Genomic DNA, 15,386 nt, shown 5'->3' on the forward strand with positions numbered 1-15,386 from the left:
CTGCCAGCGAACTCGCAGTTTGCAAGTGACGGTATATAACCGAAAAGTGACTGAGCGTACATGTATACGAAGATTATTGGTACTGGCAGCTATCTGCCCGAACAAGTGCGGACAAACGCCGATTTGGAAAAAATGGTGGACACCTCTGACGAGTGGATTGTCACTCGTACCGGTATCCGCGAACGCCACATTGCCGCGCCAAACGAAACCGTTTCAACCATGGGCTTTGAAGCGGCGACACGCGCAATTGAGATGGCGGGCATTGATAAAGACCAGATTGGCCTGATCGTTGTGGCAACGACTTCTGCTACGCACGCTTTCCCGAGCGCAGCATGTCAGATTCAAAGCATGTTGGGTATTAAAGGTTGCCCGGCATTTGACGTTGCAGCAGCCTGCGCAGGTTTCACCTACGCGTTAAGCGTAGCCGATCAATACGTGAAATCTGGGGCGGTGAAGTATGCTCTGGTCGTCGGTTCCGATGTACTGGCGCGCACCTGTGATCCAACAGATCGCGGGACTATTATTATTTTTGGCGATGGCGCGGGCGCTGCGGTGTTGGCTGCCTCTGAAGAGCCGGGAATCATCTCTACCCATCTGCACGCCGATGGTAGCTATGGTGAATTGCTGACGCTGCCTAATGCTGACCGTGTGAATCCAGAGAATTCAATTCATCTGACGATGGCGGGCAACGAAGTCTTCAAGGTTGCGGTAACGGAACTGGCGCACATCGTTGATGAGACGCTGGCGGCGAATAATCTTGACCGTTCTCAACTGGACTGGCTGGTGCCGCATCAGGCTAACCTGCGTATTATCAGTGCAACGGCGAAAAAACTCGGCATGTCGATGGACAATGTCGTGGTGACGCTGGATCGCCACGGTAATACCTCTGCGGCCTCTGTCCCGTGCGCGCTGGATGAAGCTGTACGTGATGGGCGCATTAAGCCGGGGCAGTTGGTTCTGCTTGAAGCCTTTGGCGGTGGATTCACCTGGGGTTCCGCGCTGGTTCGTTTCTAGGATAAGGATTAAAAGATGACGCAATTTGCATTTGTGTTCCCTGGACAGGGTTCTCAAACCGTTGGAATGCTGGCTGATATGGCGGCGAGCTATCCCATTGTCGAAGAAACGTTTGCTGAAGCTTCTGCGGCACTGGGTTATGACCTGTGGGCGCTGACTCAGCAGGGGCCAGCCGAAGAACTTAATAAAACCTGGCAAACTCAGCCAGCGCTGTTGACTGCATCAGTTGCGCTGTACCGCGTATGGCAGCAGCAGGGCGGTAAAGCACCAGCGATGATGGCCGGTCACAGCCTCGGGGAATACTCTGCGCTGGTTTGCGCTGGTGTGATTGATTTCGCTGATGCGGTGCGTCTGGTTGAGATGCGCGGCAAGTTCATGCAAGAAGCCGTACCGGAAGGAACGGGCGCTATGGCGGCAATCATCGGTCTGGATGATGCCTCTATTGCGAAAGCGTGTGAAGAAGCTGCAGAAGGTCAGGTGGTTTCTCCGGTAAACTTCAACTCTCCAGGCCAGGTGGTAATTGCGGGACATAAAGAAGCCGTTGAGCGTGCTGGCGCTGCCTGTAAAGCTGCAGGCGCAAAACGCGCGCTGCCGTTGCCAGTGAGCGTACCGTCTCACTGTGCGCTGATGAAACCGGCAGCCGACAAACTGGCAGTAGAATTAGCAAAAATCACCTTTAACGCACCAACAGTACCTGTTGTGAATAACGTTGATGTGAAATGCGAAACCAATGGTGATGCCATCCGCGACGCACTGGTACGTCAGTTGTACAACCCGGTTCAGTGGACGAAGTCTGTTGAATACATGGCAGCGCAAGGCGTAGAACATCTTTATGAAGTCGGCCCGGGCAAAGTGCTTACTGGCCTGACGAAACGCATTGTCGACACCCTGACCGCCTCGGCGCTGAACGAACCTTCAGCGATGGCAGCGGCGCTCGAGCTATAAAAGAGGAAAATCATGAATTTTGAAGGAAAAATCGCACTGGTAACCGGTGCAAGCCGCGGAATTGGCCGCGCAATTGCTGAAACGCTCGCTGCCCGTGGCGCGAAAGTTATTGGCACTGCGACCAGTGAAAACGGCGCTCAGGCGATCAGCGATTATTTAGGTGCTAATGGTAAAGGTCTGATGTTGAATGTGACCGATCTAGCATCTATCGAATCTGTTCTGGAAAAAATTCGCGCAGAATTTGGTGAAGTGGATATCCTGGTCAATAATGCCGGTATCACTCGTGATAACCTGTTAATGCGAATGAAAGATGAAGAGTGGAACGATATTATCGAAACCAACCTTTCATCTGTTTTCCGTCTGTCAAAAGCGGTAATGCGCGCTATGATGAAAAAGCGTCATGGTCGTATTATCACTATCGGTTCTGTGGTTGGTACCATGGGAAATGGCGGTCAGGCCAACTACGCTGCGGCGAAAGCGGGCTTGATCGGCTTCAGTAAATCACTGGCGCGCGAAGTTGCGTCACGCGGTATTACTGTAAACGTTGTTGCTCCGGGCTTTATTGAAACGGACATGACACGTGCGCTGAGCGATGACCAGCGTGCGGGTATCCTGGCGCAGGTTCCTGCGGGTCGCCTCGGCGGTGCACAGGAAATCGCCAACGCGGTTGCATTCCTGGCATCCGACGAAGCAGCTTACATCACGGGTGAAACTTTGCATGTGAACGGCGGGATGTACATGGTCTGACCGCGATTTGCACAAAATGCTCATGTTGCGCGCAGTCTGCGTGGTTATGAGTAATAATTAGTGCAAAATGATTTGCGTTATTGGGGGGTAAGGCCTCAAAATAACGTAAAATCGTGGTAAGACCTGCCGGGATTTAGTTGCAAATTTTTCAACATTTTATACACTACGAAAACCATCGCGAAAGCGAGTTTTGATAGGAAATTTAAGAGTATGAGCACTATCGAAGAACGCGTTAAGAAAATTATCGGCGAACAGCTGGGCGTTAAGCAGGAAGAAGTTACCAACAATGCTTCTTTCGTTGAAGACCTGGGCGCGGATTCTCTTGACACCGTTGAGCTGGTAATGGCTCTGGAAGAAGAGTTTGATACTGAGATTCCGGACGAAGAAGCTGAGAAAATCACCACCGTTCAGGCTGCCATTGATTACATCAACGGCCACCAGGCGTAAGTGAACATCTCCAGGCGGTCGTTCGACCGCCTGAGTTTTATCTTTTTGTCCCACTAGAATCATTTTTTCCCTCCCTGGAGGACAAACGTGTCTAAGCGTCGTGTAGTTGTGACCGGACTGGGCATGTTGTCTCCTGTCGGCAATACCGTAGAGTCTACCTGGAAAGCTCTGCTTGCCGGTCAGAGTGGCATCAGCCTAATCGACCATTTCGATACTAGCGCCTATGCAACGAAATTTGCTGGCTTAGTAAAGGATTTTAACTGTGAGGACATTATCTCGCGCAAAGAACAGCGCAAGATGGATGCCTTCATTCAATATGGAATTGTCGCTGGCGTTCAGGCCATGCAGGATTCTGGCCTTGAAATAACGGAAGAGAACGCAACCCGTATTGGTGCCGCAATTGGCTCCGGGATTGGCGGCCTCGGACTGATTGAAGAAAACCACACATCTCTGATGAATGGTGGCCCACGTAAGATCAGCCCATTCTTCGTTCCGTCAACGATTGTGAACATGGTGGCAGGTCATCTGACTATCATGTATGGCCTGCGTGGCCCAAGCATCTCTATCGCGACCGCCTGTACTTCTGGCGTGCACAACATCGGTCATGCTGCGCGTATTATCGCGTATGGCGATGCTGACGTGATGGTTGCAGGTGGCGCAGAGAAAGCCAGTACGCCGCTGGGCGTTGGTGGTTTTGGCGCGGCACGTGCATTATCTACCCGCAATGATAACCCGCAAGCGGCGAGCCGCCCGTGGGATAAAGAGCGCGATGGTTTCGTACTGGGCGATGGTGCCGGTATGCTGGTACTGGAAGAGTACGAACACGCGAAAAAACGCGGGGCGAAAATTTACGCTGAACTCGTTGGCTTTGGTATGAGCAGCGATGCTTACCATATGACGTCACCGCCAGAAAACGGCGCAGGCGCAGCTCTGGCAATGGCAAATGCTCTGCGTGATGCAGGCATTGAAGCGAGTCAGATTGGCTACGTTAACGCGCACGGTACTTCTACACCGGCTGGCGATAAAGCTGAAGCGCAGGCTGTTAAAAGCATCTTCGGTGAAGCTGCCAGCCGTGTGTTGGTGAGCTCCACGAAATCTATGACCGGTCACCTGTTAGGTGCGGCGGGTGCAGTAGAGTCTATCTACTCCATCCTGGCACTGCGCGATCAGGCTGTTCCGCCAACCATCAACCTGGATAACCCGGATGAAGGTTGCGATCTGGATTTCGTACCGCACGAAGCGCGTCAGGTTAGCGGAATGGAATACACGCTGTGTAACTCCTTCGGCTTCGGTGGTACTAATGGTTCTTTGATCTTTAAAAAGATCTAAGTTGTCATTTCCCACCCTTATAAAAGGTCCGCTTGCGGGCCTTTTTTCTTAGCTTTTATTCCGACTTGTACCGTAGTGAACATGCTGCCACACTAACAATTCTCTGGTAAGGAGTTGGTATGTTCTTAATTAACGGTCATAAACAGGAATCGCTGGCAGCAAGCGATCGGGCTACGCAGTTTGGCGATGGTTGTTTCACCACCGCCAGAGTTATCGACGGTAAAGTCAGTTTGTTATCGGCACATATCCAGCGACTACAGGATGCTTGCCAGCGGTTGATGATTTCCTGTGACTTCTGGCCTCAGCTTGAACAAGAGATGAAAACGCTGGCAGCAGAACAGCAGAATGGTGTGCTGAAGGTCGTGATCAGTCGCGGTAGTGGCGGGCGAGGGTACAGCACATTGAACAGCGGACCGGCAACGCGGATTCTCTCCGTTACGGCTTATCCTGCACATTACGATCGTTTGCGTAACGAGGGGATGATGTTGGCGCTAAGCCCGGTGCGGCTGGGGCGCAATCCTCATCTTGCAGGTATTAAACATCTTAATCGGCTTGAACAAGTATTGATTCGCTCTCATCTTGAGCAGACAAATGCCGATGAGGCGTTGGTCCTTGACAGCGAAGGGTGGGTTACGGAATGCTGTGCGGCTAATTTGTTCTGGCGGAAGGGCAATGTAGTTTATACGCCGCGACTGGAGCAGGCAGGTGTTAACGGCATTATGCGACAATTCTGTATCCGTTTACTGGCACAATCCTCTTATCAGCTTGTCGAAGTGCAAGCCACTCTGGAAGAGGCGTTGCAGGCAGATGAGATGGTTATTTGTAATGCGTTAATGCCAGTGATGCCCGTACGTGCCTGTGGCGATGTCTCCTTTTCGTCAGCAACGTTATATGAATATTTAGCCCCACTTTGTGAGCGCCCGAATTAGTCATGAAAAAAGTGTTATTGATTATCTTGTTATTGCTGGTGGTACTGGGTATCGCCGCTGGTGTGGGCGTCTGGAAGGTTCGCCATCTTGCCGACAGCAAATTGCTTATCAAAGAAGAGACGATATTTACCCTGAAGCCAGGGACCGGACGTCTGGCGCTCGGTGAACAGCTTTACGCCGATAAGATCATCAATCGCCCACGGGTTTTTCAATGGCTGCTGCGTATCGAACCGGATCTTTCTCACTTTAAAGCCGGGACTTACCGCTTTACACCGCAGATGACCGTACGTGAGATGCTGAAATTGCTGGAAAGCGGTAAAGAAGCACAGTTCCCTCTGCGACTGGTAGAAGGGATGCGTTTGAGCGATTACCTCAAGCAATTGCGTGAGGCCCCGTATATCAAACACACGCTGAGCGACGATAAGTACGCCACCGTAGCGCAGGCACTTGAACTGGAAAACCCGGAGTGGATTGAAGGTTGGTTCTGGCCAGACACCTGGATGTATACCGCCAATACCACCGATGTCGCGTTACTCAAGCGAGCGCACAAGAAAATGGTGAAAGCGGTCGATAGCGCCTGGGAAGGGCGTGCGGACGGTCTGCCTTATAAAGATAAAAACCAGTTGGTGACGATGGCATCAATTATCGAAAAAGAAACCGCCGTTTCCAGCGAACGCGATCAGGTTGCCTCGGTATTTATCAACCGTTTACGCATTGGTATGCGCCTGCAGACCGACCCGACCGTGATTTACGGGATGGGAGAGCGTTATAATGGCAAACTTTCTCGTGCAGACCTGGAAACGCCAACAGCGTATAACACCTATACCATTACCGGTTTGCCGCCAGGTGCGATAGCGACGCCGGGGGCGGATTCGCTGAAGGCTGCTGCGCATCCGGCAAAAACGCCGTATCTCTATTTTGTGGCCGATGGTAAAGGTGGTCACACGTTTAATACCAATCTTGCCAGTCATAACAAGTCTGTGCAGGATTATCTGAAAGTGCTTAAGGAAAAAAATGCGCAGTAAGTATATCGTCATTGAGGGGCTGGAAGGCGCAGGCAAAACTACCGCGCGTAACGTGGTGGTTGAGACGCTCGAGCAACTGGGTATCCGCGACATGGTTTTCACTCGGGAACCTGGCGGTACGCAACTTGCCGAAAAGTTAAGAAGCCTGGTGCTGGATATCAAATCGGTAGGCGATGAAGTCATTACCGATAAAGCCGAAGTTCTGATGTTTTATGCCGCGCGTGTTCAACTGGTAGAAACGGTCATCAAACCTGCGCTGGCTAACGGCACCTGGGTGATTGGCGACCGCCACGATCTCTCCACTCAGGCGTATCAGGGCGGCGGACGTGGTATTGACCAACATATGCTGGCAACACTGCGTGATGCTGTTCTCGGGGATTTTCGCCCCGACTTAACGCTCTATCTCGATGTTACTCCGGAAGTTGGCTTAAAACGCGCGCGTGCGCGCGGCGAGCTGGATCGTATTGAGCAAGAGTCTTTCGATTTCTTTAATCGCACCCGCGCCCGCTATCAGGAACTGGCAGCACAAGATAAAAGCATTCATACCATTGATGCCACCCAGCCGCTGGAGTCCGTGATGGATGCAATCCGCACTACCGTGACCAATTGGGTGAAGGAGTTGGACGCATGAGATGGTATCCATGGTTACGACCTGATTTCGAAAAACTGGTAGCCAGCTATCAGGCCGGAAGAGGTCACCATGCACTACTCATTCAGGCGTTACCGGGTATGGGCGAGGATGCTTTAATCTACGCCCTGAGCCGTTATTTACTCTGCCAACAACCGCAGGGCCACAAAAGTTGCGGTCACTGTCGTGGATGTCAGTTGATGCAGGCTGGCACGCATCCCGATTATTACACCCTGGCTCCCGAAAAAGGGAAAAATGCGCTGGGCATTGATGCGGTACGTGAAGTCACCGAAAAGTTAAATGAGCACGCACGCTTAGGTGGTGCGAAAGTTGTCTGGGTAACCGATGCTGCCTTACTGACTGACGCCGCGGCTAACGCATTGCTGAAAACGCTTGAAGAGCCGCCAGCAGAAACCTGGTTTTTCCTTGCTACCCGCGAGCCTGAACGTTTACTGGCAACATTACGTAGTCGTTGTCGGTTACATTACCTTGCGCCGCCGCCGGAACAGTACGCCGTGACCTGGCTTTCACGCGAAGTGACAATGTCACAGGATGCATTACTTGCCGCATTGCGCTTAAGCGCTGGTTCGCCTGGTGCGGCACTGGCGTTGTTTCAGGGAGATATCTGGCAGGCTCGTGAAACATTGTGTCAGGCGCTGGCATATAGCGTGCAATCGGGCGACTGGTATTCGCTGCTAGCGGCCCTTAATCATGAACAAGCTCCGGCGCGTTTACACTGGTTGGCAACGTTGCTGATGGATGCGCTAAAACGCCATCATGGCGCTGCGCAGGTTACCAATGTTGATGTGCCGGGCCTGGTCGTCGAACTGGCAAACCATCTTTCTCCCTCGCGTCTGCAGGCTATACTGGGGGATGTTTGCCACATTCGTGAACAGTTAATGTCTGTCACAGGTATTAACCGCGAGCTTCTCATCACCGATCTTTTACTGCGTATTGAGCATTACCTGCAACCGGGCGTTGTGCTACCGGTTCCTCATCTTTAAGAGAGACATCATGTTTTTAGTCGACTCACACTGCCATCTCGATGGTCTGGATTATGAATCTTTGCATAAGGACGTGGATGACGTTCTGGCGAAAGCCGCCGCACGCGATGTGAAATTTTGTCTGGCAGTCGCCACAACATTACCGGGTTATTTACACATGCGGGATCTGGTAGGCGAACGTGACAACGTCGTATTTTCTTGTGGCGTGCATCCACTCAACCAGAATGATCCCTACGATGTAGAAGATTTACGCCGTCTGGCGGCAGAAGAGGGCGTTGTTGCGCTGGGTGAAACCGGGTTGGATTATTATTACACGCCGGAAACTAAAGTACGGCAGCAAGAGTCCTTCATCCATCATATCCAGATTGGTCGTGAACTGAACAAGCCGGTTATCGTCCACACCCGTGACGCCCGCGCCGATACGCTGGCAATTCTGCGCGAAGAAAAAGTGACGGATTGCGGTGGCGTACTACACTGTTTTACAGAGGACAGAGAAACGGCGGGTAAATTACTGGATCTCGGATTTTACATCTCCTTTTCCGGCATTGTGACCTTCCGTAATGCGGAGCAACTGCGCGATGCCGCGCGTTATGTCCCCCTTGATCGGTTACTGGTAGAAACTGACTCACCTTACCTTGCACCGGTTCCGCATCGAGGAAAAGAGAATCAACCTGCGATGGTTCGTGACGTTGCAGAATACATGGCTGTGTTGAAAGGTGTTGCCGTTGAAGAACTGGCGCAGGTAACCACCGATAACTTCGCCCGTCTGTTTCACATCGACGCTTCCCGCCTTCAATCCATCCGTTGAATGAGTTTTTTTAAAGCTCGTAATTAATGGCTAAAACGAGTAAAGTTCACCGCCGAAAATTGGGCGGTGAATAACCACGTTTGAAATATTGTGACATATGTTTTGTCAAAATGTGCAACTTCTCCAATGATCTGAAGTTGAAACGTGATAGCCGTCAAACAAATCGGCACTGAATTATTTTACTCTGTGTAATAAATAAAGGGCGCTTAGATGCCCTGTACACGGCGAGGCTCTCCCCCCTTGCCACGCGTGAGAACGTAAAAAAGCACCCATACTCAGGAGCACTCTCAATTATGTTTAAGAATGCATTTGCTAACCTGCAAAAGGTCGGTAAATCGCTGATGCTGCCGGTATCCGTACTGCCTATCGCAGGTATTCTGCTGGGCGTCGGTTCCGCGAATTTCAGCTGGCTGCCCGCCGTTGTATCGCATGTTATGGCAGAAGCAGGCGGTTCCGTCTTTGCAAACATGCCACTGATTTTTGCGATCGGTGTCGCCCTCGGCTTTACCAATAACGATGGCGTATCCGCGCTGGCCGCAGTTGTTGCCTATGGCATCATGGTTAAAACCATGGCCGTGGTTGCGCCACTGGTACTGCATTTACCTGCTGAAGAAATCGCCTCTAAACACCTGGCGGATACTGGCGTACTCGGGGGGATCATCTCCGGTGCGATCGCAGCGTACATGTTTAACCGTTTCTACCGTATTAAGCTGCCTGAGTATCTTGGCTTCTTTGCCGGTAAACGCTTTGTGCCGATCATTTCAGGCCTGGCTGCCATCTTTACTGGCGTTGTGCTGTCCTTCATTTGGCCGCCTATTGGTTCTGCAATCCAGACCTTCTCTCAGTGGGCTGCTTACCAGAACCCGGTAGTTGCGTTTGGCATTTACGGTTTCATCGAACGTTGCCTGGTACCGTTTGGTCTGCACCACATCTGGAACGTACCTTTCCAGATGCAGATTGGTGAATACACCAACGCTGCAGGTCAGGTTTTCCACGGCGACATTCCGCGTTATATGGCGGGTGACCCGACTGCGGGTAAACTGTCTGGCGGCTTCCTGTTCAAAATGTACGGTCTGCCAGCTGCCGCAATTGCTATCTGGCACTCTGCTAAACCGGAAAACCGCGCGAAAGTGGGCGGTATCATGATCTCCGCGGCGCTGACCTCGTTCCTGACCGGTATCACCGAGCCGATCGAGTTCTCCTTCATGTTCGTTGCGCCGATCCTGTACATTATCCACGCGATTCTGGCAGGCCTGGCATTCCCAATCTGTATTCTTCTGGGGATGCGTGACGGTACGTCGTTCTCGCACGGTCTGATCGACTTCATCGTTCTGTCTGGTAACAGCAGCAAACTGTGGCTGTTCCCGATCGTCGGTATCGGTTATGCAATTGTTTACTACACCATCTTCCGCGTGCTGATTAAAGCACTGGATCTGAAAACGCCGGGTCGTGAAGATGCGACTGAAGATGCAAAAGCGACAGGTACCAGCGAAATGGCACCGGCTCTGGTTGCTGCGTTTGGTGGTAAAGAAAACATCACTAACCTCGACGCATGTATTACCCGTCTGCGCGTCAGCGTTGCTGATGTGTCTAAAGTGGATCAGGCTGGCCTGAAGAAACTGGGCGCAGCGGGCGTAGTGGTAGCTGGTTCTGGTGTTCAGGCGATTTTCGGTACTAAATCCGATAACCTGAAAACCGAGATGGATGAGTACATCCGTAACCACTAATCCGTAAGACGTTGGGGAGACTAAGGCAGCCAGATGGCTGCCTTTTTTACAGGTGTTATTCAGAATTGATACGTGCCGGTAATGCTGAAATTACGCGGTGCGCCGTAGACGATAGAACCTTCCACGTTGGTATCGTAGGTTTTGTCGAACAGGTTATTGACGTTCCCCTGTAACGAGAAGTTTTTCGTCACCTGGTAGCGGGTGAAGAGATCCACCAGCGCGTAGCTACCTTGCTCGGCGCGGAAGGTGCCATACGGTGTCACGGTGTCGGTATACACGCGATTTTGCCAGTTAACACCACCGCCGACCGTCAACTCTGGCATGACAGGCAACCGATAGCTGGTGAACATTTTAACCGTGGTGCGTGGCAGATTAGGATTAACGGCGTTTCCTTCGTTATCTTCTGCAATATAGCGCGTTGCGCCAAACGTCAGCTGCCAGTTGTCGGTAATTGCGCCGTTGAGTTCAAATTCCACACCTTTACTGACTGTCCCATCCACCGCTTTATAGGCGGTTTCGCCGTTGCTGCCGGGGATAGGTGTACCGGTGGACTGAGCGACATTATCCTGCTCAATACGGAAGATGGCTAACGTGGTGGTCAGACGGCTATTCATCCAGTCCGATTTCAGACCCAGCTCGTAGTTGTTACCGGTGATTGGAGCCAGATATTTGCCTGAACTGTCACGGTCATTTTGCGGCTGGAAAATAGAGGTATAGCTGGCGTAGGTCGACCAGTTATCATTGATGTCAAACACCAGTCCAGCATAAGGCGTGGTGTGGTTTTTCTCCATGCTATAAGTCAGCGTATCAACCCGCCAGTTGGTATAACGTGCGCCGAGGATCAGATGCAGCGGATCGGCAAGGGTGACACGAGTGGCAGCATATAACGATTTCATATGTGTGGTATCGTCCTGCGCCAGATTCTGTGGTGACCAGTCGGTTTGTGGGAAATTGCCATTAAAGTTGTAGAAACTGCCAATTTCATCCGGGAAGATGTTGGCCCATGAACTGAAGTAACGATTGTTTTGTTTGCTGTAACTGCCACCAAACATGAGATTGTGCTGACGACCAAACAATTCATAACTACCGTCAGCGAACAAATCCAGCGCATCAACTTTACGTTTGCCGCTGTTCCAACCGGTGCCGCCGACATAATCAAAGCCAGGTCCATAATTATTGTATGGCCCAACCAGCATACCATCCGCTTTGTTTACATAGGCATCGACATACATCATTTTGCTGTCAAATTCGACTTCGGAGTGGGTGGCATTCAGTGTCGCTTGCCAGGTATCAGCAAACCGCTGCTTCAGGGTCATAAAGACCTTGTTGATCTCTTTATCGTTGTACGCCCAGTCAGGTGCGGTACTGCGTGCGCGATCGTAACTGTTGCTGCTGCCATCAGTATTCCAGCGCGGTAAACCGCCCCACGTTGGGCTATTAACATCAATGCGCTGATATTCGTAACCGGCTGAAAGCGTCGTAAGATCGCCTAAATCAGCATCAACAATGCCGGAGAAGAAGGTCTTTTCACTGTTGTAGCGGTCCAGCCATGAGTCGTTATTCTGGTAGCCGCCGACAATTCGCGCGCGGATTTTACCATCTTCGGTGAGTGGACTTTGTAAATCCGCCACATACCGTTCTTTGTTCCAGCTACCGTATTCTGCCGAGACATCGCCTTTAAATTCACGACTGGTCGCGTGTTTTCGAACCATATTAATTGCCGCAGATGGATTACCCGTACCGGTCATGAGTCCTGTCGCGCCACGCACTACTTCTACGCGTTCAAACAGTGCCATATCAGAAAGTGCGTCGCCCAGATTCCAGCGCGATTCAAAATAGGTGGGGATACCATCAACCATATAGTTATCGATCTGGAATCCGCGGGAATAATAAAGAGCACGATCGGAATCCGCCTGACTTTTGCTGATCCCCAGCGTGTTTTCCATCACTTCGCCCAGCGTTTGTAACTGCTGATCTTCCATCCGCTGCTGACTAACAATAGTGACCGACTGAGGAATATCACGTTGAGTCATCTGCATTTTGGTACCCGCAGAGGTAGACGTTACGCTGTAATCATTTTCGTCATCAACTGGAGTAGTGGCGGAACCCTCAACAATCACCGTTTCTTCAGTGGCTGGTGCAGCAAAAGCGGCGGAAGGTAAGAGTGCCAGTGCTATGCAGGCGGCAAGTAGTGACGGTTTGGAGGTGGTTTGATGTTGATTATCCCTGTTAAATTGTGTTGAAAGCATTTGAAATCTCTTGGTTTATGTTGTCGTCAGGCTCATGCAGGAGGAGGATGATGAGCGGTTATATATAGTGTGCGAATAATTTTGCATGTAAATGCAAATGAGAAATATACGCATTCATATTTGGCGTGTAAACCAAACAGAGAATGTCTTTTCAGCGAATTCGCAGGCAGAAATGGGAATAATGACGATATATACGGCAGCAAAACGATTTTTTGCTTAAGAAATCGTGAGTTAAGGTTGAAAGAGCAGGTTTAACTCGACCATACTCTATACTCGCAGTGTGGCGCGGCGTAGCATGGCGCAACGCATGGCTATTTGAAAAAGGAAAATGTCGTGGCAGAAGAAACTATATTCAGCAAAATTATTCGTCGTGAGATCCCCTCCGATATCGTCTACCAGGATGATCTGGTAACGGCGTTTCGCGATATTTCGCCGCAAGCGCCAACGCATATTCTGATCATTCCAAATATCCTTATTCCAACTGTGAACGACGTGTCTGCTGAGCACGAGCAGGCGCTGGGACGCATGATCACCGTAGCGGCAAAAATTGCTGAGCAAGAAGGTATTGCCGAAGATGGCTATCGTCTGATCATGAACACCAATCGCCATGGCGGACAAGAGGTGTATCACATCCATATGCACTTGTTGGGTGGCCGTCCGCTGGGACCAATGCTGGCGCATAAAGGTCTGTAACGATGAGAAAAGGATGCTTTGGGCTGGTGTCTCTGGCGTTGTTAGTGCTGGTGGGCTGTCGTTCACATCCGGAAATTCCGGTGAATGATGAGCAATCGCTGGTGATGGAGTCATCTTTATTGGCTGCGGGCATCAGTGCAGAAAAGCCCGTCCTTTCGACGTCTGATATTCAACCTTCAGCATCCTCAACGCTTTATAACGAAAGGCAAGAACCCGTTACCGTTCATTATCGTTTTTACTGGTATGACGCCAGAGGGCTGGAGATGCATCCTCTGGAAAGGCCACGCAGCGTTACCATTCCCGCACATTCGGCGGTAACGCTGTACGGCAGCGCCAATTTTCTGGGGGCGCACAAAGTCAGACTTTATCTATATTTGTAAGGGGTGAATCTTGATGACAAAAATGAGTCGCTACGCCTTGATTACCGCGCTGGCGATGTTTCTCGCCGGGTGTGTGGGGCAACGTGAACCTGCACCGGTAGAAGAAGTGAAACCAGCGCCGGAACAACCAGCCGAGCCACAACAGCCTGTCCCCACAGTGCCCTCGGTGCCGACGATCCCGCAGCAGCCAGGGCCAATTGAGCATGAAGATCAAACCGCACCGCCTGCACCGCATATTCGCCATTATGACTGGAATGGCGCAATGCAGCCGATGGTCAGTAAAATGCTTGGGGCTGACGGTGTGACTGCGGGTAGCGTCCTGCTGGTTGATAGTGTTAACAACCGTACTAACGGTTCGCTGAATGCCGCAGAAGCGACCGAAACGCTGCGCAATGCACTGGCTAATAACGGTAAATTTACCCTGGTTTCCGCCCAGCAGCTGTCGATGGCGAAGCAACAGTTAGGTTTGTCGCCGCAGGACAGTTTAGGTACCCGTAGTAAAGCCATAGGCATTGCCCGCAATGTCGGCGCTCATTACGTGCTGTACTCCAGCGCCTCTGGCAACGTTAACGCTCCGACCCTACAAATGCAGCTGATGCTGGTGCAGACGGGTGAAATTATCTGGTCAGGTAAAGGTGCCGTTTCGCAGCAATAATCCCATCACGCGCGACGAATTGCTGTCGCGCTTTTTCCCGCAATTTCATCCCGTCACGACGTTTAATAGTGGGCTTAGTGGCGGGAGTTTTCTCATTGAACATCAGGGCCAGCGTTTTGTTGTGCGTCAGCCGCACGATCCTGATGCGCCGCGGTTCGCGTTCTTGCGCCAGTATCGGGCTTTATCACAACTACCCGCATGCATTGCACCGAAGCTGCATTTATATCTCCGTGACTGGATGGTGGTCGACTATCTGCCCGGCGAGGTAAAAACGTATTTGCCGGATACCAACGAACTGGCAGGCTTGCTGTATTATCTACATCAACAACCGCGTTTTGGCTGGCGAATAACGCTGTTGCCGTTACTGGAACTGTACTGGCAGCAAAGCGATCCGGCGCGGCGGACAGTGGGTTGGCTGCGAAGGTTAAAACGTCTGCGCAAAGCGCGGGAACCACGGCCTTTACGCTTAAGTCCATTGCATATGGATGTCCACGCCGGAAATTTAGTGCATAGCGCGTCAGGGTTAAAACTCATCGACTGGGAGTATGCCGGAGATGGTGATATCGCGCTGGAACTGGCGGCGGTGTGGGTGGAAAATACTGACCAGCACCGGCAATTGGTCAATGACTATGCCACTCGCGCGAAGATTTATCCGGTGCAATTATGGCGTCAGGTCAGACGATGGTTTCCCTGGTTGCTGATGCTCAAAGCAGGGTGGTTTGAGTACCGCTGGCGACAAACCGGCGATCAACAATTTATCAGGCTGGCCGATGACACCTGGCGGCAGCTATTAATAAAACAATAAG

General features: G+C 51.4%; 16 protein-coding genes. 15 read left to right on the top strand and 1 reads right to left on the bottom strand.

The window, feature by feature from the left end; all coding sequences use genetic code 11:
* Positions 1-60: 60 nt before the first annotated feature.
* The 11 genes from fabH (at position 61) to ptsG (ending at position 10,603) form a co-directional block, all read left to right on the top strand.
* The gene (fabH, locus tag QUE74_RS07220) at positions 61-1,014 is read left to right on the top strand and encodes a beta-ketoacyl-ACP synthase III (RefSeq protein ID WP_000288127.1); all 954 of its coding nucleotides are present in this window, start codon (positions 61-63) and stop codon (positions 1,012-1,014) included.
* Between the two features lie 15 nt (positions 1,015-1,029).
* Complete coding sequence (gene fabD / locus QUE74_RS07225; protein WP_000191372.1) at positions 1,030-1,959, top strand: ACP S-malonyltransferase; 930 nt, start codon at positions 1,030-1,032, stop codon at positions 1,957-1,959.
* Positions 1,960-1,971: 12 nt separating this feature from the next.
* The gene (gene fabG, locus QUE74_RS07230) at positions 1,972-2,706 is read left to right on the top strand and encodes a 3-oxoacyl-ACP reductase FabG (RefSeq protein ID WP_001008530.1); all 735 of its coding nucleotides are present in this window, start codon (positions 1,972-1,974) and stop codon (positions 2,704-2,706) included.
* 210 nt (positions 2,707-2,916) lie between these two features.
* Positions 2,917-3,153 carry an acyl carrier protein gene (gene acpP / locus QUE74_RS07235; protein ID WP_000103754.1) on the top strand — a complete coding sequence of 79 codons (237 nt, stop codon included), beginning with the start codon at positions 2,917-2,919 and terminating at the stop codon, positions 3,151-3,153.
* An 87-nt stretch (positions 3,154-3,240) separates the two neighbouring features.
* Positions 3,241-4,482, top strand: a complete 1,242-nt coding sequence (gene fabF / locus QUE74_RS07240; protein WP_000044678.1) for a beta-ketoacyl-ACP synthase II — start codon at positions 3,241-3,243, stop codon at positions 4,480-4,482.
* A gap of 119 nt (positions 4,483-4,601) precedes the next feature.
* Entirely contained in the window at positions 4,602-5,411 is an 810-nt protein-coding gene (gene pabC / locus QUE74_RS07245) for an aminodeoxychorismate lyase (RefSeq protein ID WP_000478667.1), read from the top strand.
* 2 nt (positions 5,412-5,413) lie between these two features.
* Positions 5,414-6,436: a cell division protein YceG gene (yceG, locus tag QUE74_RS07250; protein WP_000756841.1), complete on the top strand. Its 1,023-nt coding sequence runs from the start codon at positions 5,414-5,416 to the stop codon at positions 6,434-6,436.
* Positions 6,426-7,067, top strand: a complete 642-nt coding sequence (tmk, locus tag QUE74_RS07255; RefSeq protein ID WP_001257011.1) for a dTMP kinase — start codon at positions 6,426-6,428, stop codon at positions 7,065-7,067. The genes yceG and tmk overlap by 11 nt, the downstream gene beginning before the upstream one ends.
* Complete coding sequence (gene holB / locus QUE74_RS07260) at positions 7,064-8,068, top strand: DNA polymerase III subunit delta' (protein ID WP_001267966.1); 1,005 nt, start codon at positions 7,064-7,066, stop codon at positions 8,066-8,068. Before tmk ends, holB begins: the two co-directional genes overlap by 4 nt.
* A gap of 10 nt (positions 8,069-8,078) precedes the next feature.
* Positions 8,079-8,876 (top strand): metal-dependent hydrolase, encoded by a 798-nt coding sequence (locus tag QUE74_RS07265; protein WP_000480245.1) that lies wholly within the window; start codon positions 8,079-8,081, stop codon positions 8,874-8,876.
* A gap of 293 nt (positions 8,877-9,169) precedes the next feature.
* Positions 9,170-10,603, top strand: coding sequence for a PTS glucose transporter subunit IIBC (ptsG, locus tag QUE74_RS07270; protein ID WP_000475719.1), 1,434 nt, complete (start codon positions 9,170-9,172; stop codon positions 10,601-10,603).
* Positions 10,604-10,662: 59 nt separating this feature from the next.
* On the opposite strand, the gene fhuE is transcribed toward ptsG, so the two are convergent.
* Entirely contained in the window at positions 10,663-12,852 is a 2,190-nt protein-coding gene (fhuE, locus tag QUE74_RS07275; protein ID WP_000953425.1) for a ferric-rhodotorulic acid/ferric-coprogen receptor FhuE, read from the bottom strand.
* A gap of 333 nt (positions 12,853-13,185) precedes the next feature.
* Here fhuE and hinT point away from each other — a divergent pair, with 333 nt between their 5' ends.
* The 4 genes from hinT to thiK are packed head-to-tail and all read left to right on the top strand — an operon-like array spanning position 13,186 to position 15,385.
* Positions 13,186-13,545: a purine nucleoside phosphoramidase gene (hinT, locus tag QUE74_RS07280; protein WP_000807125.1), complete on the top strand. Its 360-nt coding sequence runs from the start codon at positions 13,186-13,188 to the stop codon at positions 13,543-13,545.
* Between the two features lie 2 nt (positions 13,546-13,547).
* Positions 13,548-13,925 carry a YcfL family putative periplasmic lipoprotein gene (locus tag QUE74_RS07285; RefSeq protein WP_001225291.1) on the top strand — a complete coding sequence of 126 codons (378 nt, stop codon included), beginning with the start codon at positions 13,548-13,550 and terminating at the stop codon, positions 13,923-13,925.
* Between the two features lie 13 nt (positions 13,926-13,938).
* Positions 13,939-14,580 (top strand): penicillin-binding protein activator LpoB, encoded by a 642-nt coding sequence (gene lpoB, locus QUE74_RS07290; protein WP_000164439.1) that lies wholly within the window; start codon positions 13,939-13,941, stop codon positions 14,578-14,580.
* Positions 14,561-15,385 (top strand): thiamine kinase, encoded by an 825-nt coding sequence (thiK, locus tag QUE74_RS07295; protein WP_001116585.1) that lies wholly within the window; start codon positions 14,561-14,563, stop codon positions 15,383-15,385. Before lpoB ends, thiK begins: the two co-directional genes overlap by 20 nt.
* Position 15,386 lies beyond the last annotated feature (1 nt).

This window comes from Escherichia sp. 10290 (assembly GCF_030295155.1).
In the GTDB taxonomy this organism is placed as follows: domain Bacteria; phylum Pseudomonadota; class Gammaproteobacteria; order Enterobacterales; family Enterobacteriaceae; genus Escherichia; species Escherichia coli_F.